Annotated in this window: 22 protein-coding genes and 1 tRNA gene; 11 read left to right on the plus strand and 12 right to left on the minus strand. The window is 65.3% G+C overall.

Annotated features, from left to right (window positions below):
- Window positions 1-70: 70 nt before the first annotated feature.
- From IGW04_RS03680 to mutL, 3 genes are all read right to left on the minus strand, one after another.
- A tRNA-Met gene (locus tag IGW04_RS03680) sits at window positions 71-147 on the minus strand.
- 69 nt (window positions 148-216) lie between these two features.
- Complete coding sequence (gene miaA / locus IGW04_RS03685; protein WP_194711664.1) at window positions 217-1,176, minus strand: tRNA (adenosine(37)-N6)-dimethylallyltransferase MiaA; 960 nt, start codon at window positions 1,174-1,176, stop codon at window positions 217-219.
- 1 nt (window position 1,177) lies between these two features.
- Entirely contained in the window at window positions 1,178-3,079 is a 1,902-nt protein-coding gene (mutL, locus tag IGW04_RS03690; protein WP_194711665.1) for a DNA mismatch repair endonuclease MutL, read from the minus strand.
- Between the two features lie 134 nt (window positions 3,080-3,213).
- On the opposite strand from mutL, the gene IGW04_RS03695 reads away from it, so the two are divergent.
- Window positions 3,214-3,858, plus strand: a complete 645-nt coding sequence (locus IGW04_RS03695; protein ID WP_194711666.1) for a VTT domain-containing protein — start codon at window positions 3,214-3,216, stop codon at window positions 3,856-3,858.
- A 76-nt stretch (window positions 3,859-3,934) separates the two neighbouring features.
- On the opposite strand, the gene IGW04_RS03700 is transcribed toward IGW04_RS03695, so the two are convergent.
- Together IGW04_RS03700 and tsaE are read right to left on the minus strand one after the other, a co-directional pair.
- Window positions 3,935-5,290 (minus strand): N-acetylmuramoyl-L-alanine amidase, encoded by a 1,356-nt coding sequence (locus IGW04_RS03700; protein WP_194711667.1) that lies wholly within the window; start codon window positions 5,288-5,290, stop codon window positions 3,935-3,937.
- Window positions 5,254-5,739, minus strand: a complete 486-nt coding sequence (tsaE, locus tag IGW04_RS03705; RefSeq protein WP_194711668.1) for a tRNA (adenosine(37)-N6)-threonylcarbamoyltransferase complex ATPase subunit type 1 TsaE — start codon at window positions 5,737-5,739, stop codon at window positions 5,254-5,256. The genes IGW04_RS03700 and tsaE overlap by 37 nt, the downstream gene beginning before the upstream one ends.
- 8 nt (window positions 5,740-5,747) lie before the next feature.
- On the opposite strand from tsaE, the gene queG reads away from it, so the two are divergent.
- Window positions 5,748-6,887 carry a tRNA epoxyqueuosine(34) reductase QueG gene (queG, locus tag IGW04_RS03710; RefSeq protein ID WP_194711669.1) on the plus strand — a complete coding sequence of 380 codons (1,140 nt, stop codon included), beginning with the start codon at window positions 5,748-5,750 and terminating at the stop codon, window positions 6,885-6,887.
- Here queG and IGW04_RS03715 read toward each other — a convergent pair.
- The 4 genes from IGW04_RS03715 to IGW04_RS03730 all read right to left on the minus strand — a co-directional run bounded on the left by IGW04_RS03715 (window position 6,870) and on the right by IGW04_RS03730 (window position 11,205).
- On the minus strand, window positions 6,870-7,760 hold the full coding sequence (locus IGW04_RS03715) for an AEC family transporter (RefSeq protein ID WP_194711670.1): 891 nt from the start codon (window positions 7,758-7,760) through the stop codon (window positions 6,870-6,872). The genes queG and IGW04_RS03715 overlap by 18 nt on opposite strands.
- Window positions 7,761-7,839: 79 nt before the next feature.
- Window positions 7,840-8,472, minus strand: a complete 633-nt coding sequence (locus tag IGW04_RS03720) for an HAD hydrolase-like protein (RefSeq protein WP_194711671.1) — start codon at window positions 8,470-8,472, stop codon at window positions 7,840-7,842.
- A gap of 30 nt (window positions 8,473-8,502) precedes the next feature.
- Entirely contained in the window at window positions 8,503-9,093 is a 591-nt protein-coding gene (locus tag IGW04_RS03725) for a response regulator transcription factor (protein WP_194711672.1), read from the minus strand.
- 90 nt (window positions 9,094-9,183) lie between these two features.
- The gene (locus IGW04_RS03730; RefSeq protein ID WP_194711673.1) at window positions 9,184-11,205 is read right to left on the minus strand and encodes a sensor histidine kinase; all 2,022 of its coding nucleotides are present in this window, start codon (window positions 11,203-11,205) and stop codon (window positions 9,184-9,186) included.
- Window positions 11,206-11,357: 152 nt separating this feature from the next.
- Here IGW04_RS03730 and IGW04_RS03735 point away from each other — a divergent pair, with 152 nt between their 5' ends.
- The 3 genes from IGW04_RS03735 (at window position 11,358) to IGW04_RS03745 (ending at window position 14,314) form a co-directional block, all read left to right on the plus strand.
- The gene (locus tag IGW04_RS03735; RefSeq protein WP_194711674.1) at window positions 11,358-12,362 is read left to right on the plus strand and encodes a TRAP transporter substrate-binding protein; all 1,005 of its coding nucleotides are present in this window, start codon (window positions 11,358-11,360) and stop codon (window positions 12,360-12,362) included.
- Window positions 12,363-12,464: 102 nt separating this feature from the next.
- Window positions 12,465-13,034, plus strand: a complete 570-nt coding sequence (locus IGW04_RS03740) for a TRAP transporter small permease (RefSeq protein ID WP_194711675.1) — start codon at window positions 12,465-12,467, stop codon at window positions 13,032-13,034.
- Window positions 13,031-14,314, plus strand: coding sequence for a TRAP transporter large permease (locus IGW04_RS03745; RefSeq protein ID WP_194711676.1), 1,284 nt, complete (start codon window positions 13,031-13,033; stop codon window positions 14,312-14,314). The genes IGW04_RS03740 and IGW04_RS03745 overlap by 4 nt, the downstream gene beginning before the upstream one ends.
- Window positions 14,315-14,498: 184 nt before the next feature.
- Here IGW04_RS03745 and IGW04_RS03750 read toward each other — a convergent pair whose 3' ends face one another.
- Both IGW04_RS03750 and IGW04_RS03755 read right to left on the minus strand, forming a co-directional pair.
- Window positions 14,499-15,809 (minus strand): IS4 family transposase, encoded by a 1,311-nt coding sequence (locus IGW04_RS03750; RefSeq protein WP_194711677.1) that lies wholly within the window; start codon window positions 15,807-15,809, stop codon window positions 14,499-14,501.
- A gap of 99 nt (window positions 15,810-15,908) precedes the next feature.
- On the minus strand, window positions 15,909-17,405 hold the full coding sequence (locus IGW04_RS03755; protein ID WP_194711678.1) for a cryptochrome/photolyase family protein: 1,497 nt from the start codon (window positions 17,403-17,405) through the stop codon (window positions 15,909-15,911).
- Between the two features lie 111 nt (window positions 17,406-17,516).
- On the opposite strand from IGW04_RS03755, the gene IGW04_RS03760 reads away from it, so the two are divergent.
- From IGW04_RS03760 to IGW04_RS03785, 6 genes are all read left to right on the plus strand, one after another.
- Window positions 17,517-18,167, plus strand: coding sequence for a YqgE/AlgH family protein (locus IGW04_RS03760; RefSeq protein ID WP_194711679.1), 651 nt, complete (start codon window positions 17,517-17,519; stop codon window positions 18,165-18,167).
- A gap of 36 nt (window positions 18,168-18,203) precedes the next feature.
- On the plus strand, window positions 18,204-18,593 hold the full coding sequence (gene ruvX / locus IGW04_RS03765; RefSeq protein ID WP_194711680.1) for a Holliday junction resolvase RuvX: 390 nt from the start codon (window positions 18,204-18,206) through the stop codon (window positions 18,591-18,593).
- Window positions 18,580-19,086 (plus strand): bifunctional pyr operon transcriptional regulator/uracil phosphoribosyltransferase PyrR, encoded by a 507-nt coding sequence (gene pyrR, locus IGW04_RS03770; protein WP_194711681.1) that lies wholly within the window; start codon window positions 18,580-18,582, stop codon window positions 19,084-19,086. Before ruvX ends, pyrR begins: the two co-directional genes overlap by 14 nt.
- Entirely contained in the window at window positions 19,079-20,038 is a 960-nt protein-coding gene (locus tag IGW04_RS03775) for an aspartate carbamoyltransferase catalytic subunit (RefSeq protein ID WP_194711682.1), read from the plus strand. Before pyrR ends, IGW04_RS03775 begins: the two co-directional genes overlap by 8 nt.
- Before the next feature lie 80 nt (window positions 20,039-20,118).
- Entirely contained in the window at window positions 20,119-21,402 is a 1,284-nt protein-coding gene (locus tag IGW04_RS03780) for a dihydroorotase (protein WP_194711683.1), read from the plus strand.
- Between the two features lie 31 nt (window positions 21,403-21,433).
- Window positions 21,434-22,168: a lysophospholipid acyltransferase family protein gene (locus IGW04_RS03785; RefSeq protein WP_194711684.1), complete on the plus strand. Its 735-nt coding sequence runs from the start codon at window positions 21,434-21,436 to the stop codon at window positions 22,166-22,168.
- 40 nt (window positions 22,169-22,208) lie between these two features.
- Here IGW04_RS03785 and IGW04_RS03790 read toward each other — a convergent pair whose 3' ends face one another.
- Window positions 22,209-23,027 (minus strand): symmetrical bis(5'-nucleosyl)-tetraphosphatase, encoded by an 819-nt coding sequence (locus IGW04_RS03790; protein ID WP_194711685.1) that lies wholly within the window; start codon window positions 23,025-23,027, stop codon window positions 22,209-22,211.
- Window positions 23,028-23,114: the final 87 nt, after the last annotated feature.

Raw genomic sequence — 23,114 nt, forward strand, 5'->3', positions numbered from 1 at the left:
GGCCCGGCCTTTAACTCTGCCGAAAACAGAAAGGCCGCTGATCCTTGCGAATCAGCGGCCTTGGTATTTCTGGTGGTGATAGGTGGACTTGAACCACCGACCCCAGCATTATGAGTGCTGTGCTCTAACCAACTGAGCTATATCACCAAACGAGCACGAGATTCTGACCGGTTCGGCTGGAACTGTCAAGCCATAAGTTGCACCAGGGATGCAAAATCAGGACTGTGCCGCGTCGATCTGTTCCAATATCCGTTCCGCAGGCGCCGCCTGCAGGCAATCCACCACGATGCGATCGGGCATGGAGCGCAGCCAGGTCAGCTGCCGCTTGGCCAACTGGCGGGTGGCGGCGATGCCCTTGTCGCGCAGCGCTGCCTGGTCGATCTCGCCATCCAGGTATTCCCAGGCCTGGCGGTAGCCGACGCAGCGCATGGACGGTAGCTCGGGATGCAGGTCGCCCCGGGCGCGCAGGCGGCGCACTTCTTCCAGCAGGCCACCGCCCGGCGCCTGCAGCATCGCATCGAAACGCGCGGCGATGCGCGCATGCAGCTGGGCGCGGTCGGAAGGTTCCAGCGCAATCGGCAGCAGGCGGAAGGGCAGGGCGGCGGGCGGCGCCTTGGCCAGCAGGGCCGACATCGGCTGGCCGGTCAGGCGGATGACTTCCAGCGCACGCTGGATACGCTGGCTGTCATTGGGCTTCAGGCGGGCCGCGGTTGGCGGATCGAGCTCGGCCAGGCGGGCGTGCAGCGCCGGCATGCCGAGTTCAGCGGCGTCGCGGTCGAGTTCGGCGCGCAGCGCCGGGTCGGCGCGCGGCAGGTCATCCAGGCCGTCGCGCAGCGCCTTGAAGTAGAGCATGGTGCCGCCGACCAGCAGCGGCAGCGCGCCGCGGCCCTGGATTTCCCGCACCAGGCGCAGCGCGTCATCGCGGAACTGCATCACCGAATAGCTCTGGGCCGGGTCGATGATGTCGATCAGGTGATGCGGCGCGGCCGCCAGTTCCCCGGGCGTGGGCTTGGCGGTGCCAATGTCCATGCCGCGATAGACCAGCGCCGAATCGACCGAGATGATTTCGCAGGGCCGCCGGCGCGCGATCTCCAGCGCCGCGCCGGTCTTGCCGGACGCGGTCGGACCCATGATGGCCACCGCCAGCGGCAGCGCCTGGCTTGTCGGGGCGCTCATGCTATTGGCCGCGCAGGAACAGGCGGTCGAGCTCGGACAGGCCGAGCTGCACCCAGGTTGGCCGGCCGTGGTTGCACTGGTCAGCGCGCTCGGTGGCTTCCATCTGGCGCAGCAGCGCATTCATTTCCGGCACCGTCAGCGCCCGGTTGGCGCGCACCGCGGTATGGCAGGCCAGCGTGCCCAGCAGTTCGTTGCGGCGCTCGACCAGCACCCGCGAGCCGCCGTATTCGCGCAGATCGCGCAGCACGTCGCGCGCCAGGCCCTGGGCGTCGGCATTCTTCAGCAATACCGGAATCGCCCGCACCGCCAGCGTGGTGGGCGACATCACCGCGATGTCGAAGCCGAGCGCTTCCAGCGTCTCGCGGTTTTCCTCGACGGCGCCGACCTCGACCGGGTCGGCGAAGAAGGTCACCGGGATCAGGAGCGGCTGCACCTGCACCGCGTCCGCGTCCAGCGAGCGCTTGAATTCCTCGTACAGGATGCGCTCATGGGCCGCATGCATGTCCACCAGCACCAGGCCGGCCGCATTCTGCGCCAGCACGAAGATGCCGTGCAGCTGGGCCAGCGCGAAGCCCAGCGGGAATTCCTCGGCATCCGCATTCCCGGCCTGGGACTGGGCATGGGCGGCAGGCGCGGCGAAGGCCGCCGGCGCGATGGCGGCCAGGTCGCCGGCGTCGAACAGGCTGGCTGGCCTGGCGTCGCCGGCCGGCTTCAGGTCCGCGAACAGCGCGCCGTAACTGGCGGTGGACTGGGCCACGCCGCCGCCGCTGCCGGTATCGCCGAAGCGCGGCGTGAACTGCGACGCGAACGTGGCCTGCTGCTGCGGCTGCGGCCGCCAGGGCGCCGTGCCCGCCAGCGTGGCGGCCGGCTGCGGCGCCGGCGCGGCGCCGGCGGCGGTGGCCGAGGTCTGGGCCAGCGCCCGGCTCACGGCGTGGAACACGAACTGGTGCACCGCCCGGCCGTCGCGGAAGCGCACCTCGATCTTGGACGGATGGACGTTCACGTCGACCAGGGTCGGGTCCAGGTCCAGCCGCAGGACATAAGACGGATAGCGGTCGCCATGCAGCACGTCCTGGTAGGCGGCTCGCACCGCGTGCGTCAACAGCTTGTCGCGCACGAAGCGGCCGTTGACATAAAAGTATTGGGCGTCGGCGCGCAGCCGGGCAGCGGTGGGCAGGCCGGCAAAGCCGTGGATGCGCAGCACGCCGCTGGCTTCCTCCAGCGGCAGCCTGGCGCGGGCGAAGTCGTCGCCCAGCAGCTGGGCGCTGCGCTTGTCCATCTCGCAGGCGGTCCAGTGCTCGGCGGTGCGGCCGTTGTGGCTCAGGGTGAAGGCCACGTCCGGCCGCGCCAGCGCGATGCGGCGCACCACTTCCACGCAGTGGCCGTATTCGGTCTGTTCCGACTTCAGGAACTTGCGCCGCGCCGGCGTATTGAAATACAGGTCCTGCACATCGATCGTGGTGCCGATCGCGCCGGATGCCGGCGCCGGCTCGCGGGCGCCGGGCGCGATTTCCCAGGCATGCGCCGCGTCGGGCGTGCGCGAGGTCAGCGTGACCTGGGCCACCGAGGCGATGGAGGCCAGCGCCTCGCCGCGAAAGCCCAGCGACAGCACGCTTTCCAGGTCGGACAGCGAGGCGATCTTGGAGGTGGCATGGCGCGCCAGGGCCAGCGGCATTTCCTCGGGCGGAATGCCGCGGCCGTCGTCGCAGATGGCAATGCGCTTGACGCCGCCCTGGTCGAGCTTGATCGTGATCTGGGTGGCGCCGGCGTCGAGCGCGTTTTCCAGCAGCTCCTTGACCACCGCGGCGGGGCGCTCGATGACTTCACCGGCGGCGATCTGGGAAATGAGCTGGTCGGAAAGCGGCTGGATGGCGCGTCGCGCCTGCTGTATCTGTGCATTCATACAGCGATTATAGCCTTCCACGAACACCGGGCTTGCGCGCGGTCGAGCGTTTAACGCCCCGGGAGGATGGTCGGTCCGGCAAGTCGTAGTGTATGATTTTGCGGCCTTTCTTTAACATTTTTACAAGGAAAACAATGGATTTCATGCAACTCGTCGACATGATCCTGCATGTCGACAAGTCTCTCGGCAAGGTCATCGCCGAATATGGCCAGATGGTCTATGGCGTGCTTTCCGCCATCGTGTTTGCCGAAACCGGCCTGGTCGTGTTTCCCTTCCTGCCCGGCGACACGCTGCTGTTCATCGGCGGCGCCTTTGCCGCCACCGGCGAACTGAATGTCTGGCTGCTGATGGGCCTGCTGCTGTTTGCCGCGATTGCCGGCAATACCGTGAACTACCTGATCGGCAACGCCATCGGCCAGAAGGTGTTTACCCATGACTACCGCTGGCTGGACCGCGCGGCGCTGGAAAAAACCCATGCCTTCTACGAGAACCACGGCGGCAAGACCATCATCCTGGCGCGCTTCGTGCCTGTGGTGCGCACCTTCGCGCCGTTCGTGGCCGGCGTGTCGAACATGAGCTTTGCGAAGTTCCAGCTCTATAACGTGACCGGCGCGCTGCTCTGGGTGGTGGGGCTGGTGGCGGCCGGCTACTTCTTTGGCAATATCCCCATCATCCGCGACCACCTGACCACGATCGTGCTGATCGGCGTCGGCGCCGCGGTGATTCCGGTGGCGCTGGGCGTGATGCTGAAGTTCTACCGCCGGTTTGCCCGCGGTTGATGCATGCAGTTAATGCGCACAGTTAATGCGCGCAGTTAATCCATTAGCGCGCCGACCCGCCCGGCGCGCTCGCCGCTCAGGTCAGCTTGTTCCTGGCCAGCGGCGGATTCTTCGAGAAGTACTTGCGGATGCCGGTCATCAGCGCCTCCGCCATCTGGTCCTGGTAGCCGTTGTCGGTCAGGCGCGCTTCTTCCTCCGGGTTGGAGATGAAGGCGGTTTCGACCAGGATGCTGGGAATGTCCGGCGCTTTCAGTACCGCAAAGCCGGCCTGTTCCACCGAACGCTTGTGCAGCCGGTTGATGCCGCCGATTTCATTGAGCACCGCGCGCGCCAGCTTCATGCTGTCATTGATCTGGGCGGTGGTGGACAGGTCCAGCAGTACGCTGGCGAGCTGCCTGTCCTGGCCGCGCAGGTTGACGCCGCCGATCAGGTCGGCCGCGTTTTCCTTGTTGGCCAGCCAGCGCGCGGCAGTCGAACTGGCGCCTTTTTCCGATAGCGCGAACACCGATGAGCCACGGGCGGTCGGCTCGACGAAGGCATCGGCATGGATGGACACGAACAGGTCGGCCTGCACCTTGCGCGCCTTCTGCACCCGCACCTGGAGCGGCACGAAATAGTCGGCGTCGCGGGTCAGCATCACCCGCATGTTGGGCTGCTGCTCGATCTTGGCCTTGAGCCGCTTGGCGATGGCCAGCACCACGTCCTTCTCGAAGCTGCCGGAAGCGCCGACCGCGCCCGGGTCCTCGCCGCCATGGCCGGGGTCGAGCGCGATGGTGATCATGCGGTTCAGGTTGGACGGGGCGTCTTCCTGCGGCTCTTTCCTCGCGATCTGCGGCTCGGACGGCTGCGGTTTTGGCAGCGGCCGGTTTTCCAGCGCGGGCGCGCCGAATTCCGGCGGCAGTTCCCGGGATGACCCCTTGGGCAACTCCTTCATCCAGTCGCCCTTTTCGATCAGCGCGGCGATCAGGTCGGGCGGATTGACCGGGTACAGGTCGAAGATCAGCCGGTGCTGATAGCTGCCCACCGGCGGCAGCACGAACACCTGCGGCCGCACTTCTTCCTTCAGGTCGAACACCAGGCGCACCACGCCGGGCCGGTTCTGCCCGACCCGCACCTGGCGGATATAAGGGTCGTTGGACTGGATCTTGGCCACCAGGCTCTTCAAGGCCGGGCTCAGGTCCAGGCCCTCGATGTCGACCACCATGCGCTCCGGGTCCTTCACCAGGAAGTGGGTGGTCTTCAGGTCGCTGTCGTTTTCCAGCGTGACGCGGGTATATTCCTCGGCCGGCCAGACACGCACGCCGACGATCTGCGCGGCGCACGCCGGCGCCGGGCCCATCATCGACAGCAGCAGGGTGCCGCCGGCCTTGAGCAACACGCGGCGGTTGCGCGACGTTACAGGTTGGGCGCGAAGTGCAGGCGTTCGAGACATTGGGAACCGTGGGGAGACAGGGCCTGTAATTCTACCTTACGGCCTGTGCCGTGCATGGTGAGGAAGACGTTGATGTCGGGCGGGGGCAACACGCCCTCCGCCTTTTCCGGCCACTCGATGATGCAGACGGTGCGGTGGTTGAAGTAGTCGCGGAAGCCGGCGTCGAGAAACTCGTCCGGGCCGGCCATGCGGTACAGGTCAAAATGCACCACGTCCACCGGCTGCCCGGCCAGCTCCACCGTGTAGGGCTCGGCCAGGGTATAGGTCGGGCTCTTTACATGGCCGGGATGGCCGGCCGCATGCAGCAGCGCGCGCGTCAGCGCGGTCTTGCCGGCGCCGAGGTCGCCGTGCAGGTAGATCGTCAGGCCCGGCGCCAGCGCGCGCGACAGCGCCGCGCCCAGAGCCAGGGTGCCGGCTTCATCCTTCAGTTCTGCTTCGAAATGCTGCATCTTTTAAAATGGCTGGCTCAGAGAAAACGGGATTGAACATTGTGCAACACGAAAGCGCTATCGACCTTGACGCGCTGGCCGCGGCCATCAAGGCCTGGGGCCGCGAGCTTGGCTTTGCCGATGTGCGCATCGCCGATGCCGACCTGTCGGCCAGCGAGCCGGGTTTCGAGGCCTGGCTGGCGGCCGGCTTCCATGGCGAGATGGATTATATGGCAGCCCACGGCAGCAAGCGTACCCGCCCGGCGGAACTGGTGCCCGGCACCCGGCGCGTGATCGCTGCGCGCATGGACTATCTGCCGCGCGACGCCGGTCCCGGCTGGCGCGAGGAGGAAGCGGCGCGCCTGGCCGATCCGCGGGCTGCGGTGGTGTCGGTGTATGCCCGCGGCCGCGACTATCACAAGGTGCTGCGCAGCCGGCTGCAGCAACTGGCGCAGCGGGTGGAGACGGAAGCCGGCGCCTTTGGCTATCGGGTCTTCACCGATTCGGCGCCGGTGCTGGAAGTGGCGCTGGCCGACAAGTCCGGCCTCGGATGGCGCGGCAAGCACACGCTGCTGCTCAACCGCGACGCCGGCTCGATGTATTTCCTGGGCGAGATCTATACCGACCTGGCGCTGCCGGTCGATGCGCCGGTCAGCGCCCATTGCGGCAGCTGCCAGGCCTGCATCACGGCCTGCCCGACGCAGGCCATCCTCGGCCCGCAGCGCATGGATGCGCGACGCTGCATTTCCTATCTCACGATCGAGCTGAAAGGCAGCATACCGCTCGACTTGCGGCCGCTGATCGGCAACCGGGTATTGGGTTGCGACGACTGCCAACTGGTCTGCCCGTGGAACAAGTTCGCGCAGCGCGCCAGCCTGCCGGATTTCGACGTGCGCAACGGCCTGGACCAGGCAACGCTTGCGGAACTGTTCGCCTGGACCGAGCAGGAATTCGACCAGCGCCTGCAGGGCAGCGCGATTCGCCGCATCGGCCATGAGCGCTGGCTGCGCAACATCGCCGTCGGCCTGGGCAATGCAGCCGATGCAGGGCTGGCCGGCGATGCCGGCATCGTCGCCGCGCTGCAGTCGCGCGCGGCGGATGATTCGCCCCTGGTGCGGGAGCATGTGGCCTGGGCGCTGGCGCGCCATGCGTTAGCGCGACAGGTATAGCCAGAGCGGCAGGGTGGCGATCGACACCAGCGTGCCGGCAGAGATGATGAAGGCCACCAGCGGCGCATTGCCGCCCAGCCGCGCCGCCAGCACATAGGCGCTGGACGCGGTGGGCAGGGCGCCGAACATCACCAGGATCTGCAGCTGCAGCCAGGGCAGCCCAAACAGGCGGCCCAGCAGCATCGCCAGGGCCGGCATCGCCAGCAGCTTGACCGCGATGAAATAGGTCGACATCGCCTTTCCTTCCGACAGCCCCGACAGCCGCAGGCCGGCGCCGACCAGGATCAGGCCCAGCGCGATCGACGCATTGCCCATGCGCGACAGCAGCACGCCGGCCACCTCCGGCATCGGCAGGCCCGACAGGTTGAACAGCACGCCGCTGGCGGTGGCCAAAAGCAGCGGATTCTTCGCCAGTTCCTTCGCCAGGCCGCCGCTCTTGTGGACCAGCGCATGGACCGCCGCCATATTGCACAGCGGGACGGCGAAACCGATGATCAGCGCCATCATCGAAGTGCCGTTTTCGCCGCCCAGGCGGTAGGCAATCGCCAGCGCCATATAGGAATTGAAGCGAAAGGCAGTCTGCAGCGCCGACTCGAAGCTCATCGGCCCGACCTTGAACAGCGGCTTGGCCAGCCAGCCCATCGCCACGCCGCCCAGCACCAGCAGCAGCGCCGCCTGGATCAGCCTGCCGGTGGCGGAAAAGTCCAGCGGCGTGCGCGAGGTGGAATAGAACAGCAGCGCCGGGAACAGCACGTAATACACCATCTTTTCCAGCCCGGCCCAGAATTCGCTGCCCCATCGTGTGATGCGCATCAGGATCACGCCAAGCAGGATCAGGGAAAAATCGGGCAGAAGAATGGATGCGATGGACATGGAGGGGCGCTGTCTTGCCGTGCGGCGAAAGGCCACATGTTACCGGATGAAAAGCCTGTGCCGGATGCGGCAGTCGATGTCAGGCCAGTTCCAGGTAGTCGCGCAGCTGCGCCACCGTGTGCGCCAGCGTGTCCGGCCGGTGCGCCGCCAGCGCATCCGGCAGGGTATAGCCCCAGCCGACCGCGGCCGCTGCCGCCCGCACGCCGCGGGCGGCCTCGATATCGCGAATCTCGTCGCCTATGCACACGGTCTGGCCCGGCGAAAAGCCGGTGCGGGCCAGCAGCGCGCGCAGCTTGCGCTTCTTGCCCAGCAGCGACACGCCGCAATCGAGATGGCGGATCAGCCCGCTCAGTGCGGGGCCGAGCACGCCCTGCACGTTGTCCCGCGAATTCGAACTCAGCACCGCCAGCTCGACGCCGGCGTCGGCCAGGTCGCGCAGCAGGGCGGGCATGCCGTCAAACAGGGGGATCTGCGCCGTCCTGGCCGCCATCAGGCGCCGGAAATCCATTGCCACCAGCGGCGCCTTCCATGGCGGCAGGCCGACATGGCGCATCAGTTGCCTGGCGTCGAGCCGGCGCAACTCGTCGAGGCTGCCGCGGTCCAGCGGGCGAAATCCGTGGACACGGGCCAGTTCGCCGAAGCTGGCGAGGAAGAAGGGAAACGAGTCGGCCAGCGTGCCGTCGAAGTCGAATACCGCAAGCCTGTGCTTCACGCGCCGTTCCTGCCTTTCATGCTGCGCGGCTTACTTCAGCAACCGAGCCAGTTCGACGGCGGTCTTGACGTTCATCTTGTCGAAGATGTGCGCCCGGTGCACTTCCACCGTGCGCATCGAGATGCCCAGGCAGTCGGCGATCACCTTGTTCATCTTGCCTTCCAGGATCAGGTCCAGCACTTCGCGCTCTCGCACCGACAGCGCCGCCAGACGGTCATGGATGGCGGCGGAGGCGCCCGCGCTGCGCGAGGCGGCCAGCGCCTCTTCCACCCGGTCCATCAGGCTGTTGTCGTTGAACGGTTTCTCGAAGAAATCGAAGGCGCCGCGCTTCAGGGCGCTGACCGCCATCGGCACGTCGCCGTGGCCGGTCAGGAAGATCACCGGCAGCCGTGCCGTCAGGCCGCGCGCGTCCAGCGTCTCGAACAGCGCGATGCCGCTGGTGCCGGGCATGCGGATGTCCAGCAGCAGGCATTCTCCGCCTTCGTCGAAACCGGGCCGGGTATCCAGCGCGGCGAGGAAGGCGTCGGCGCCGTCGTAGGCAGTCGCGGCAATGCCGCGCGACTGCGCCAGCCAGGACAGCGCGTCCTGGATCACTTCCTCGTCATCGACAATGTGCAGCATCGGTGTTCCTGTGGTAGATGGCGGGCGGCAGAGGCGCCGGCTCTGGCAAGGCAGTGTATCGGAAATTCCCGATGCGCATTCTGCGCCGCCTCATTGCGCCGGCAGCGCCGCATCCGCGGCGCGGGTCATGACCGGCAAGGTGAAGCGGAACACCGTGCCGCCTTGCGGATTATGGCTATGGCTCAGGGTGCCGCCATGGAATTCCACGACGGTGCGGCAGATATTCAGGCCCATGCCCATGCCCTCGGACTTGGTCGAAAAGAAGGGCGAGAATAGCCGTTCGGCCACGTCGTCCGGTATGCCGTGGCCCTGGTCGGTGACGGAGATGGCAATCATCGGCGTGGCCGCGCTCCGGTCCAGGGCGGCATGGATGCGCAGGATGCGGCGCGCCGGCTGCGCCGTCTGCATCGACTCGATGCCGTTGCGGGTCAGGTTCAGCAGCACCTGCTCCAGCATCACGCCGTCGCCCAGCACCCTGGGCAGGCCGGGCGCGCTGTTGATGTGGATGGCCACGAAGAACTGGCGCGCCTGCAGCTCCACCAGCGGCAGCAGGCCTTCGAGCAGCTGGCCGACATCGATCGGCAGCCGCGCCGGGTCGCGCTTCCTGACGAAGGCATGGACGCTGCGGATGATCTGGCCGGCACGCTGCGCCTGGGCGCTGGCCTTTTCCAGCGCGCTCCTCAGCATGCCGTGGTCGACGCCGGATGCCGGCGCCCGCTCCAGCATGTTCAGCGCGCCGGTGGCATAGCTGGAGATCGCCGCCAGCGGCTGGTTGAGTTCATGCGCCAGGGTGGACGCGATCTCGCCCATGCTGGCCAGGCGGGCGCTGGCCTGCAGCTTTTCCTGCTGCTGGCGGTTGATGTTCTCGGCGCGCCGCAGGTCGGAAACGTCGAGGATCGAGCCCATCCAGCCGGTCTGGCGGCCGGCATCGTCCAGCAGCGGCGCTTCGAACACCAGCACCGGGAAGCGCTCGCCGTCGGCGCGCTGGAACACCGTTTCGAAGCGCGGCGTCACGCTGCCGGCCAGCACCCGGGAAAACCGGTCCTGGTATTCATCCATCGCTTCCGGCGCCCAGTAGGGCATGGGAGGCAGGCGGCCGATGATGTCCGACGCCGGCAGCCCGACCATCTGGCAGAACGCCGGATTGACATAGGTGACCCGTCCTTCCAGGTCGCGCGCCCGCAGGCCGGTCACCAGCGAGTTTTCCATCGCGGCGCGGAACGAGACCTGCTGGCGCAGCGCGCCCTCGGCCGCCAGCCGGCGGTTGATGTCGCGCCACAGCGCCGCCAGGCTCCATAGCAGGCCCAGCGAGAGCAGGATCACCGATCCGACCAGCAGGTTGGGCAGCAGCCGCGGCGCGCTCTTGATGCTGTTGGTGCGCAGGTTCAATACCACGCCCGGCAGGTCGAGCGCGCGGGTATGGGTGTACACATTGCGGCCGGGGCCGCCGGAGGCGCGCCGGTCCAGCACGGTGTCGTCGCTGTCGGTGAGCAGGATCTCGTTATCCTGCGCAAACCACCATGGCACCAGCTGGTCCAGGATGCTGGCGGTGGAGTAGGTCGCCACCAGGGTGCCGCGGTACTCGCTGCCGCGCAAGAGCGGTACGTAATAGTCCAGCGTCATCGCGCCGCTGGCCGAGCGCACCGGCTGGCCGTATTGCGGCGTGCGGGTTTCGCGGGCCTTTTCCAGCGCCTGGCGCGAGACCGGCGGCAGCTCGGCCAGCTTCAGCACGCTGCCATCATCGGTGCCATTGAGCTGGTTGCCATCGGCATCCAGCCAGGCGACCCGCGCCAGCTCCCGGCTGTTGCGCAGCAGGGCGTCCAGCCTGTCATTCCATTTGCGGCCTTCCAGGTAGCCCGCCAGCATGTCGGAGGCTACCAGGCGCAGGCTCTCCTCGTTGCGCCCGAGCTGGAACCGCACCGTCTGCTCCACCCACAGGGTGTCGGCGATCAGCTGCTCCTGGCGCTCGGTCGATTCCATGTGCTGCGCCTGCCAGGGAAGCCACAGCAGCGCAAACAGGAACAGCAGCAGCAGGAACACCGGCAGCAGCCAGCGCCAGGCATGCTTTCTACTTGGAAAGCCCGGCAGCGGAAAGAAAAGGGGAGCATGCATGGCAAAGGTTGTATCTTTTAGGAAACATTAAGTCCGGCTTTGGCTATTGTGGTTATCCACAGTTGTGGCAATGGAACCACTTGCACAGAATGTGCTGCCTGTTAATTAACAGCAAGAAAAACAAGAAACATTCTTATCCACCTGGAGAAATCATGAAATTCAAGTCCCTCTATCTGGCGCTGGCTGGCGCCGCCATCGTGGCCGGACCGGCCTTTGCCCAGGCGCCCATCGTGATCAAATTCAGCCATGTGGTGGCGAACGACACGCCCAAGGGCAAGGCGGCGGAGCGTTTCAAGGAGCTGGCGGAGAAGGGCACCAAGGGCCGGGTGAAGGTCGAAGTGTACCCGAACAGCACGCTGTACAAGGACAAGGAAGAGATGGAAGCCCTGCAGCTGGGCGCGGTGCAGATGCTGGCGCCGTCGCTGGCCAAGTTCGGCCCGCTGGGCGTGAAGGAATTTGAAGTCTTTGACCTGCCTTACATCTTCCCGTCCAAGGACGTGCTGTACCGCGTCACCGAAGGCCCGGTCGGCAAGGAACTGTTCAAGAAGCTCGAACCCAAGGGCATTACCGGCCTGGCTTACTGGGACAATGGTTTCAAGATCATGTCGTCCAACAAGCCGATGCATGTGCCGGCCGACTTCAAGGGCATGAAGATGCGCATCCAGTCGTCCAAGGTGCTCGATGCGCAGATGCGCGCGCTGGGCGCGAACCCGCAGGTGATGGCTTTCTCCGAGGTCTACCAGGCGCTGCAGACCGGCGTGGTGGACGGCACCGAGAATCCGCCGTCCAACCTCTACACCCAGAAGATGCATGAAGTGCAGAAGCATGTGACCGTGTCCGACCATGGCTACCTGGGCTATGCGGTCATCGTCAACAAGAAGTTCTGGGACGGCCTGCCGGCGGATGTGCGCACCCAGCTGGAAGTGGCGATGAAGGATGCGACCAAGTACGCCAACGCGATCGCCCAGCAGGAGAACGAGAAGGCCATGGCAGCGGTCAAGGCATCCGGCAAGACCGAAATCTATGCTCTGAACGACAAGGAAAAGGCCGAGTGGCGCAAGGCGCTGGCGCCGGTGCAGAAGGACATGGAAAGCCGCATCGGCAAGGCCACCATCGACGCCGTCAACAAGGAAGCGGCCGCGCTCGGCGGCAGGTAATTACAAGCGGTCCGTTGCAACAGGCTCCTGTGGCCTGCCAGCATTGCGCTGGCAGGCTGCGTTGCGTCGGGCGGGCCAACCATGCGTCTGTAGGAGACACCCATGAAAATTCTGGACCATCTCGAGGAATGGCTGATCGCCAGCCTGATGGCGGCGGCGACCATCGTCGTCTTTGTGGCGGTGGTGCACCGCTATATGTCCGGCTGGCCGATACCGGGCCTGCAGGACTGGCTGATACAACTCAACACCAGCTGGGCGCAGGAACTGACCATCTACATGTTCGTCTGGATGGCCAAGTTCGGCGCCGCCTACGGCGTGCGCACCGGCATCCACGTCGGCGTCGACGTGCTGATCAACCGCATGAGCGGCGCCTGGTACCGCCGCTTCGTGGTGCTGGGCCTCCTGGCCGGCGCGCTGTTCACCGGCATCGTCGGCACGCTGGGCGCGACCTTCGTCTACGAGCTCAGCCATACCAGCAGCACCTCCGAAGTGCTGGAAATCCCGATGTGGATGGTCTACCTGGCCGTGCCGCTCGGATCCTACCTGATGTGCTTCCGCTTCCTGCAGGTGGCCTGGAGCTTCATCCGCACGGGCGAGCTGCCCAAGCATGACCATGCCCATGTCGAAGGCATCGATCCCAATGAAGAAGACATCGCGGGAGCCAAGGTATGAATGCGCTGATCATCTTTGTATTGCTGCTGGCGCTGATGCTGACCGGCATGCCGATCTCGATTTCGCTCGGCCTCACGGTGCTGACCTTCCTGTTCACGATGACCCAGGTGCCGATCGAGTCGGTGGCGCTGAAGCTGTTCACCGGCATCGAGAAGTTCGAGATCATGGCGATCCCGTTCTTCATTTTGGCCGGCAACTTCCTGACCCATGGCGGCGTGGCGCGGCGCATGATCAACTTCGCCACTGCGATGGTGGGGCACTGGCACGGCGGCCTGGCGCTGGGCGGCGTGGTCGCCTGCGCGCTGTTTGCCGCGGTGTCCGGCTCCAGCCCGGCGACCGTCGTGGCGATCGGCTCGATCATCATGCCGGCCATGGTGCGCCAGGGTTATCCCAAGGGCTTCGGCGCCGGCGTGATCACCACCTCGGGCGCGCTGGGCATCCTGATCCCGCCGTCGATCGTGATGGTGATGTACTCGGTCTCCACCAACACCTCGGTCGGCAAGCTGTTCATGGCCGGCGTGGTGCCGGGCCTGATGCTGGCCACGCTGCTGGGCCTGACCACCTGGTACCTGGCGAAGAAGCACAACTATCCGCGCATGCCCAAGGCGAGCTGGGCCGAACGCATCACCGCGTTCCGCAAGAGCGCATGGGGCCTGCTGCTGATCGTCATCGTCATGGGCGGCATCTATACCGGCGTGTTCACGCCGACCGAGGCGGCTGCGATGTCGGCGGTGTATGCCTTCATCGTCGCGGTCTTCGTCTACAAGGACATGGGCATGAAGCAGGTGCCCAAGGTGCTGCTGGACTCCGCGTCGATGTCGGCCATGCTGCTCTACATCATCACCAACGCGGTGCTGTTCTCCTTCCTGATGACCTCGGAAAACATCCCGCAGGCCATGGCCGGCTGGATCATGGACAAGGGCTTTGGCGTGGTCAGCTTCCTGCTGGTGGTCAATGTGCTGCTGCTGTTGGCGGGCAACGTGATGGAGCCGTCATCCATCGTGCTGATCATGGCGCCGATCCTGTTCCCGGTGGCGATGAAGCTGGGTATCGACCCGGTGCACTTCGGCATCATGATGGTGGTGAACATGGAGGTCGGCATGTGCCATCCGCCGGTGGGCCTGAACCTGTATGTAGCCTCCGGCATTACCAAGATGGGCATCAGCGAGCTGACGGTGGCAGTGATGCCGTGGCTGCTGACCATGCTGGGTTTCCTGCTGCTGGTGACTTATGTGCCTCAGATCTCGCTGTGGCTGCCTAATCTGCTGTATGGGAACTGAGTTGCGTTGAGACGCTCAGGCAAGAACCGTCGCTCCTGTGAGCGGCGGTTTTTTTATTGGGCTTGAGCAGGGGCTGGATGAACGATGCCTGTAGAGGAAGAAGGCCGCGGTTGCGGTTGCGGTTGCGGTTGCCGTGGCAGTTGCTTTTGAAGTGGCCGTTGCCGTTGGAGTGAAGTCCCGTAGATTACGCCGTGCCGGCGATGCCTGAAGCGGATAAGGTGCGGCGTCTGTTTAAGCGTAGCGAGTTTATCCGCGCCCCGCTCTGGGTACTGCTCAATACTGTCCGGCACACTGTTTGCCCGGGCCCTGAAGGTTGCCTGTTGTTCTCGTTGAGGTGCCGTTGCAGTTCCTCCTCCTTCGCCCATCCGGCCATGTAATGGCACACCATTTCAAAGGTGCGCCTGGTCGGCTTCTGATTGGCCCGGATGGATAGCAGCAGGCTGGCGATCAGGCCCGCATAGACTTGAATGCTCAGGGCATTGAGCGACTCGCCGAGCAGATGACGGCAACCTGGAGTGCACTTGAACCAGCGGAAGAACAACTCGATGCTCCGTCGAGATCGGTACGCCAGCGCGATCAGATCGGCGGGCATTTCCAGTTGGTCCGTCAGCAACACCAGGCGACTGGTATCGGTTTGTATCTCCACAAGTCGCACGGGCTCGAAGGGCGTGCGCTTGTGATGGTTACTGTCCAGGCGGTCCACCAGCACGTCACGCACGACACCGGCTGCGCTCGCCCTGGCAGGAAGGGGGAATTGGCGCGCTGTCGTAAAGGCGGTGCATTCCTTGGTGCGCACAATGTACGAGGCACGCGCGGCCTGGATGTCGACCAGCAGGTCCTGGCAGGCGTAGCCGCGGTCGAGCACATGCAGTCGCCCGGCGTGGAAATGCTGACGCAGTTGACGCACTTCCGAACCTTGTCCGGTGGTGATGCTGGCATCGGCCGGGATGCCGCGTGCCACTTCGAAATGCAAATGCAGCCTCGCCGCATGGTGATGCTCGTTGAGCCACAATCCCCACGTCATGCGCGGCAAGGCCGGCAACAAGCTGCCTTCGACGGCAGTCAGCGTGCGCAAGGCGTTGTGCTGGTTGGACATGGGCGCTGCCGGCATTTGCGCGCTCAACTCCCTGAAAATCTCGCGCACTGGCTCGGCATCGAAGGCTGATCCCGCTTCCGACAGCGAGCTGAGCGAAACGCGATGACATTCCAGCCGGCGCTGCACGGACTCCAGGTCGGTGAGCTTGCGCATGCCGCGCAGTGTTCTTACGGTCGGGTTGAAGAAATACAGAAGCAACAAGCCGACGTACTGATCGCAGAAGAATTGCCGGTTGTCAGCCTTGTCGTGTGCGGTTCCCGCCTTGTGCAGCCTGCCAGGCAGGCTGCCATCTGCACCAGGTACCTGGTGCCGCGCAATGGGAAGCCATCGAGAATGATTTGATCCTGATACATCATGCCTGCTCGCGGCCAGCACGCGGTTATCGCTGCCAAGCGACACAATTTACGCCTACATGAGCCGCAAAGCATTTGTTGTACCGGACACTATTGGGTATTCCGCCCTACGAGCAACCGATGTGCCGTCATGCTCGCAGTTCATTCATGCTGCTTCCTTCGCCTCTTTCTTTACAACCGCATAGCGTTGCAGCGTCAGTTCGCGCGCTTCCTCATGCCGCACAAGCGGCATCGGATAATGCTCGCCTAGGGTAACGCCAGCCCTCTTGAGTGCCTCGGGCGCTGCCTTCCAGGGCGCATGAATGTCCCTTGCGCTCAGCTTGGCCAGTTGCGGCAGCCAGCGGCGGATGAAGACGCCATCGGCATCGAATTTTTCCGACTGGGTGACGGGGTTGAAAATCCGGAACCATGGCTGCGCATCGCAGCCGGAAGACGCTGCCCATTGCCAGCCGCCATTGTTGGCGGAAAGATCAAAGTCGTTGAGCTTCTCGGCGAAATACCGTTCGCCGCGACGGTAATCGATGCCCAGGTCCTTGATCAGGAAACAGGCGGCCACCATGCGCAGGCGATTATGCATGAAGCCAGTGCGGTTGAGCTGCAGCATGGCCGCATCCACCAGGGGGTAGCCGGTGCGGCCCTCGCACCATGCCTGGTAAGCCTGGTCGGCATGCGGCCCGGTCTCCCAGGAAATGCGGTCGTATTCCGGCTTGAAGGCCTGCGTTGCCACATGCGGGAAATGGTGCAGGATGCTGAAGTAGAAATCGCGCCAGATCAGTTCCGACAGCCACACCGCCGCGCCCTGGCCGCCTTCGCCACTGTGCATCGCCTGCAGCGCGCGCCGCGCCAGCGCCCTGACCGACACGGTGCCGAAGCGCAGGTGCACCGACAGGTGCGAGGTACCGCGCATGGCCGGAAAATTGCGGGCTGTGTCGTAGTCGCGGATGCGGTCCATGAATTCGTCGACCAGGTCTTGCCCGCCGCTCATGCCTGCGGCAATGCCAAGGCTGGCCAGGTCGCTGGTTTCAAAGCCGAGGTCGGCCAGCGATGGCATGCCCGCCGGCGCAGCGGCCAGGCGGCGATAATCCGGCGCCGTTGCATATTTGTGCAGCAAGGGATGGTCCGCATGCGGATCGGCCGCCGCCATCAGGGTTTTCATCCAGGCATTCTTGTAGGGCGTGAAGACCGAGAACGGCCGGCCGGCCTGGGTCAGTACTTCCGATTTCTCGAAGATGACCTGGTCCTTGCAGAGAACCAGGCGGCGGGCATCGGCCATCAGCGCGCCGGCGACCTCTGCATCCCGCGCCACCGCGGCCGGCTCATAGTCTTCGTTGATAAAAACGGCTTCCACGCCCAGTTGCGCCGCCAGCTTCGGGATCTCGGTCGACGCATGGGCATGGCGCACGATCAGCCCGCCGCCGTGCATGCGCAGTTCGGCATCCAGTTCGGCCAGGCTCTGGTGGATGAAATCGACCCGGCGGTCGGCTTTGTTGGCCCGCGCCTGCAACGGATCGAGAATTTCACGGTCGAAAATGAAGACGCAGTGCACGGTGGCCGACAGGCTCAGCGCCTCGTGCAGCGCGGCCTGATCGAACGTGCGCAGGTCGCGCCGGAACCAGACGAGTGATGTGTTGAATAAGCTCATGACGGGGAAAATTGCGGAGAATGGAGCAGGGCGGCCAGGTCGCCTCGCAAAGAGTTGCCATGATGCCAGATCGGGCATCCGGCTGGGCAAAACTGATAAAATGCGCGGATTATGGCCAAGCAAAGCGATACTCCAGACCCTTCTTCCAGATCGCGCGGCACGGCACAGGCGCGCAGCGATGCGGCTTTCGCGGCCGAGCCCGGCCTGCATCTGGCCAATCACTTCCTGATCGCGATGCCCTCCATGCTCGACCCGATCTTCGGCGGCGCTGTGGTCTACATGTGCGAGCACAATGAAGACGGCGCGCTGGGCGTGATCATCAACAAGCCGACCGACATGATGATGCCGACGCTGTTCGAGCGCATCGACCTTTCCCTGGACATCGACGCCAGCCAGATGGCTGACAAGCCGGTGCTGTTCGGCGGCCCGGTGCAGGTCGAGCGCGGCTTCGTGCTGCATGCGCCGTTCGGCGACTTTTCCTCGATGATGAAAGTCACCGACGACATCGTGCTGACCACCTCCAAGGATGTGCTGGAAACCGTGGCCGCCACCGGCGGGCCGCGCCACCTGCTGGTCACGCTGGGCTGCGCCGGCTGGGGCGCCGGCCAGCTCGAAGAGGAAATCACCCGCAACGGCTGGCTGACGGTAAAGGCCGACCCGGCCGTCATCTTCGACCTGCCGGTGGAGGAGCGCTTTTCCGCCGCGCTGAAACTGCTGGGCATCGACCCGATGATGCTCAGCGGCGAGGCCGGGCATGCATAAACCGCCGGGTACGGCGCCGCTGAGCACGGCGGCCGCGTGAAGACGGTGCTCGGCTTTGACTTCGGACTCAGGCGAATCGGCGTGGCGGTAGGCAATACCGGCCTGCGCCAGGCCCAGCCGCTGTCGATCATCGATGCGCCCACCAATGACGGCAAGTTCGCCGCGCTGGGCGCATTGATCGCCGAATGGCAGCCGGCGCTTTGCGTGGTCGGACTGCCCAGCCATCCGGACGGCGCCGAGCATGAAATGACGGTGCGCTGCCGCCGCTTCGCCAACCAGCTGCACGGCCGCTACGGCGTCGACACCGTGCTGGTCGACGAGCGCTACTCGTCGGCGGTGCTGTCGCAGCGCCGCGGCGAACGCATCGACGACCAGTCCGCCGCAATCATCCTGCAACAATACTTTGACGAATATGCCCCATCATGAACTCGACGCCGAGGCGCTGTACGCCGCGCTCGCCCGGCAGGTAAAAGACGCGCTGGCCAATGTGGACAAGGTCGCGCTGGTCGGCATCTACTCCGGCGGCGCCTGGCTGGCCGACCGGCTGGCCACGGAACTCGATGTCGATGGCCGCCTGGGCTACATCGACGTCTCCTTCTACCGCGACGACTATGCGGAAAAAGGCCTGCCGACGGATGTGAAGCCCAGCCAGATCCCGTTCGACGTGGACGGCGCGACCATCCTGCTGGTCGACGACGTGCTCTACACCGGCCGCACCACGCGGGCGGCCATCAACGAGCTGTTCGACTATGGCCGCCCGGCGCGCATCATGCTGGCCGCGCTGGTGGACCGCGGCGAGCGCGAGCTGCCGATCGCCGCCGACTTTGTCGCCCACACCCTTGCGCTGGCCCCCGGCGAGCGCCTCGTACTGCAACGCGCCGACGACGGCAAACTTTCCTTCACCGTAGACCATGCATAATCCGCAACTGAACAAGAATGGCGAACTGCAGCACCTCTTGACCATCGAAGGCCTGCCCAGGGCCATCGTCAACCAGATCCTCGACACCGCCTCCTCCTTCGTCGGCATCAGCGACCGCGAAGTCAAGAAGGTGCCGCTGATGCGGGGCAAGAGCGTCTTCAACCTGTTCTTCGAAAACTCGACCCGCACCCGCACCACCTTCGAGATTGCCGCCAAGCGCTTGTCGGCCGACGTGATCAACCTGAACATTTCCGCCTCCAGCGCCAGCAAGGGCGAGTCGCTGCTCGACACCATCGACAACCTGGCGGCGATGCATGCCGACATGTTCGTGGTGCGCCACGCGCAGTCGGGCGCGCCCTACCTGATCGCCAAGCACCTGACCGACACCGGCCGCTCGCATGTGCACGTGGTCAATGCCGGCGACGGCCGCCATGCGCATCCGACCCAGGGCCTGCTGGACATGTACACCATCCGGCACTACAAGAAGGACTTCACCAACCTCACGGTCGCCATCGTCGGCGACATCCTGCACAGCCGGGTGGCGCGCTCGGACATCCATGCGCTGACCACGCTGGGCGTGCCGGAAGTGCGGGCCATCGGCCCGCGCACCCTGCTGCCCAGCGGGCTGGAGCAACTGGGCGTGCGGGTCTTCACCGACATGCGCGAAGGCCTGAAGGATGTCGACGTGATCATCATGCTGCGCCTGCAGAACGAGCGCATGAGCGGCGCGCTGCTGCCGTCGGCCCAGGAATACTTCAAGAGCTACGGCCTGACCACCGAACGGCTGGCGATGGCCAAGCCGGATGCGATCGTGATGCATCCCGGCCCGATGAACCGCGGCGTGGAAATCGAGTCCGCGGTGGCCGACGGCGCCCAGGCGGTGATCCTGCCGCAGGTCACTTTCGGCATCGCGGTGCGGATGGCGGTGATGAGCATCCTCGCCGGCAATTGATGCCCGCATCAACGCCGAAGAACAGCAGAGCAAAAGAAAAGAGATCGCCAGGCCATGCCTGGCCGCAGAACTAGGAACTTATGAAACTCCATATCAAGAATGGCCGGCTGATCGATCCGGCCAATGGGATAGACGCCAGCCGCGACCTCTACCTGGCCGATGGCAGGATCGCCGCGGTCGGCGCCGCGCCGGCCGGCTTCCAGGCCGACCAGACCATCGATGCGCAGGGCCTGGTGGTGGCGCCCGGCCTGGTCGATTTGTCGGCGCGGCTGCGCGAACCCGGCTACGAGTACAAGGCCACGCTGGAATCCGAACTGCAGGCAGCGATCCAGGGCGGCGTGACCAGCCTGGTTTGCCCGCCCGACACCGACCCGGTGCTGGACGAGCCCGGCCTGGTCGAAATGCTGCGCCACCGCGCCCGCAGCATGAACCAGGCCCATGTCTATCCGTTGGGCGCGCTGACCGTCGGCCTGAAGGGCCAGTCGCTGACCGAGATGGCCGAACTCACCGATGCCGGCTGCGTCGGCTTTTCCCAGGCTGATGAGCCGGTCCTGGACACCACGGTGCTGATGCGCGCAATGCAATATGCGCAGACCTTCGGCTACACCGTCTGGCTGCGCGCCCAGGATGCGCACCTTGGCCGCAACGGCATCGCCCACAGCGGCCCGATCGCCTCGCGCCTGGGCTTGTCCGGCGTGCCGGTGATGGCGGAAACCATTGCGCTGTACACGATATTCGAACTGATGCGCTCGACAGGCGCCCGGGTCCACCTGTGCCGCATTTCCTCCGCCGCCGGCGTTGCGCTGGTGCGCGCGGCGAAGAAGGAAGGCCTGCGGCTAACCTGCGACGTTTCCGCCCATCATGTGCACCTGACCGATGCCGACATCGGCTTTTTCGACTCGAACGCCCGCCTGACGCCGCCGCTGCGCTCGCAGCGCGACCGCGATGCGCTGCGCCAGGGGCTGATGGACGGCACCGTCGACGCGATCTGCTCCGACCATACGCCGGTGGACGACGACGAGAAGCTGCTGCCGTTCGGCGAGGCCTCGCCTGGCGCCACCGGGCTGGAACTGCTGCTGTCGCTGGCCCTGAAGTGGGCCGAGGAAGACGGCAAGGGCGACGGCCTGTCGCAGGCCATCGCCAAGATCAGCCCGGCGCCGGCGCAGCTGGCCGGGCTGGCCGGCGGCCGGCTGGAAGAGGGCGCGCCGGCCGATCTCTGCATCTTCGATCCGGAAGCGCGCTGGACCGTGAAGGCCGCAGCGCTGGCCAGCCAGGGCAAGCACACGCCTTTCCTCGGCTATGAACTGCGTGGCCAGGTTAGGCATACCATCGTCGCCGGCCAGGTCGTATTCAGCCGCTCATGATCAAAGGCGGCTGGCCGGGAAAGGGCAGGGCATGAAGACGCTGCACTTGGTGCGGGTGGTGCTGCACCTGCTGCAGGGGCTGGCAACCTGTGCGCTGGTGTTCCCGCTGGCCGGCCCGGCACTGCGCGAGCGCTGCATACGCAGCTGGTCGGCGAAGCTGCTGGGAATCTGTGGCGTGCGGCTTTCCGTCAGCGGCGTGCTGTCGGACACACCGGCGCTGATCGTCTGCAACCATGTTTCCTGGCTGGACATCTTTGCCATCAACAGCCTGCGGCCCTGCCGCTTCGTTGCAAAATCTGACATCCGTGACTGGCCGCTGGTCGGCTGGCTGTGCGAGCGTTCAGGTACGATTTTCATTGCCCGCGGCCGCCAGCGCGACGTGCGGCGGATTTTCCAGGGCCTGGTCAACAGCATCCATGCCGGCGAACGGGTGGCCTTCTTCCCGGAAGGCACGGTGTCCCTGCAGGGCACGGTGCTGCCATTCCATGCAAACCTGTTCGAAGCCGCAATCGATGCCGACGTGCCGGTGCAGCCCTACGCGCTACGCTACCTGGACCGCCACGGCCGGCCGCATCCGGCGGTGGAGTACGTCGGCGACACCACCTTCGTGCAAAGCATGCTGACCATCCTGCGCCACCGCGACATCCGCGCCGAACTGTTGCTGCTGCCGACGCTGCCAAGCGCCGGTGCCCATCGCCGCGAACTGGCTGCGGCGGCGCACGATGCGATTGCCGGCTCTCTGGGCGCCGAAAAGGCGACCGCGTAATGCATGTTCGGCTTGGCATGGTCGGCTGGCCGACGATGCGCTAACCCGGCTGCTGGTACTGCGGGCAATCGACCTGTACGATTTCCCGGTCATCCAGGCACACCGCAGTCAGCTTGCCGCCCCAGACGCAGCCGGTATCGAGCGCGATGAAGTCGGGGCGGACCACTAGTCCCAGCGTCGACCAGTGCCCGGCCACGACGGTCACGTCGGAGGAGCGCCGGCTCGGCACGTCGAACCATGGCATGAAGCCGGCCGGCGCTTCGCCAGTGCCATCCTTGGTATGGAAATCCATGGTGCCGTCGGCGCTGCAGAAGCGGATGCGCGTCAGCGCGTTGACGATGCAGCGCAGGCGGTCGGCGCCCTGCAACTGATCGTCCCAGCGCGCCGGCTCATTGCCGTACATGCCGCGCAGGAAATCCTTCCAGTCTGGGCCGCGCAACGCTGCTTCCACCTCCTGAGCCAGGGCCAATGCCTGGTCGGCTGTCCATTGCGGCAACAGGCCGGCATGCACCATCAGATAATTATCCTCGCGCAGCGCGAGCGGCCGGTGCCGCAGCCAGTCGAGCAGTTCGGCGCAGTCGGGTGCTGCCAGGATATCGTCCAGCGTATCGCCGCGCCCGGGCTTGCGGATACCGATAGATACGGCCAGCAGGTGCAGGTCGTGGTTGCCCAGCACCATTTCGGCCCGGTCGCCGAGTTCGCGCACCAGGCGCAGCATGGCAAGGGATTGCGGCCCACGGTTGACGGCGTCGCCGACGAAGACGAGGCGGGCGTTGGGAGTACGGGATTGAATCCTGTGGATCAGATCGATGGCGCGCACGTGGCAGCCTTGAATGTCGCCGATGGCGTAGGTGGTCATGGAGTTGTATTAATTTGATCTAAGCAAAGGTGACGATGGTTACGATGGTTATTACTCAAAAACATCAATGCAAAAGATAAACATTTT

This window comes from Noviherbaspirillum soli (assembly GCF_015352955.1).
GTDB classification, from domain to species: domain Bacteria; phylum Pseudomonadota; class Gammaproteobacteria; order Burkholderiales; family Burkholderiaceae_D; genus Noviherbaspirillum_A; species Noviherbaspirillum_A soli.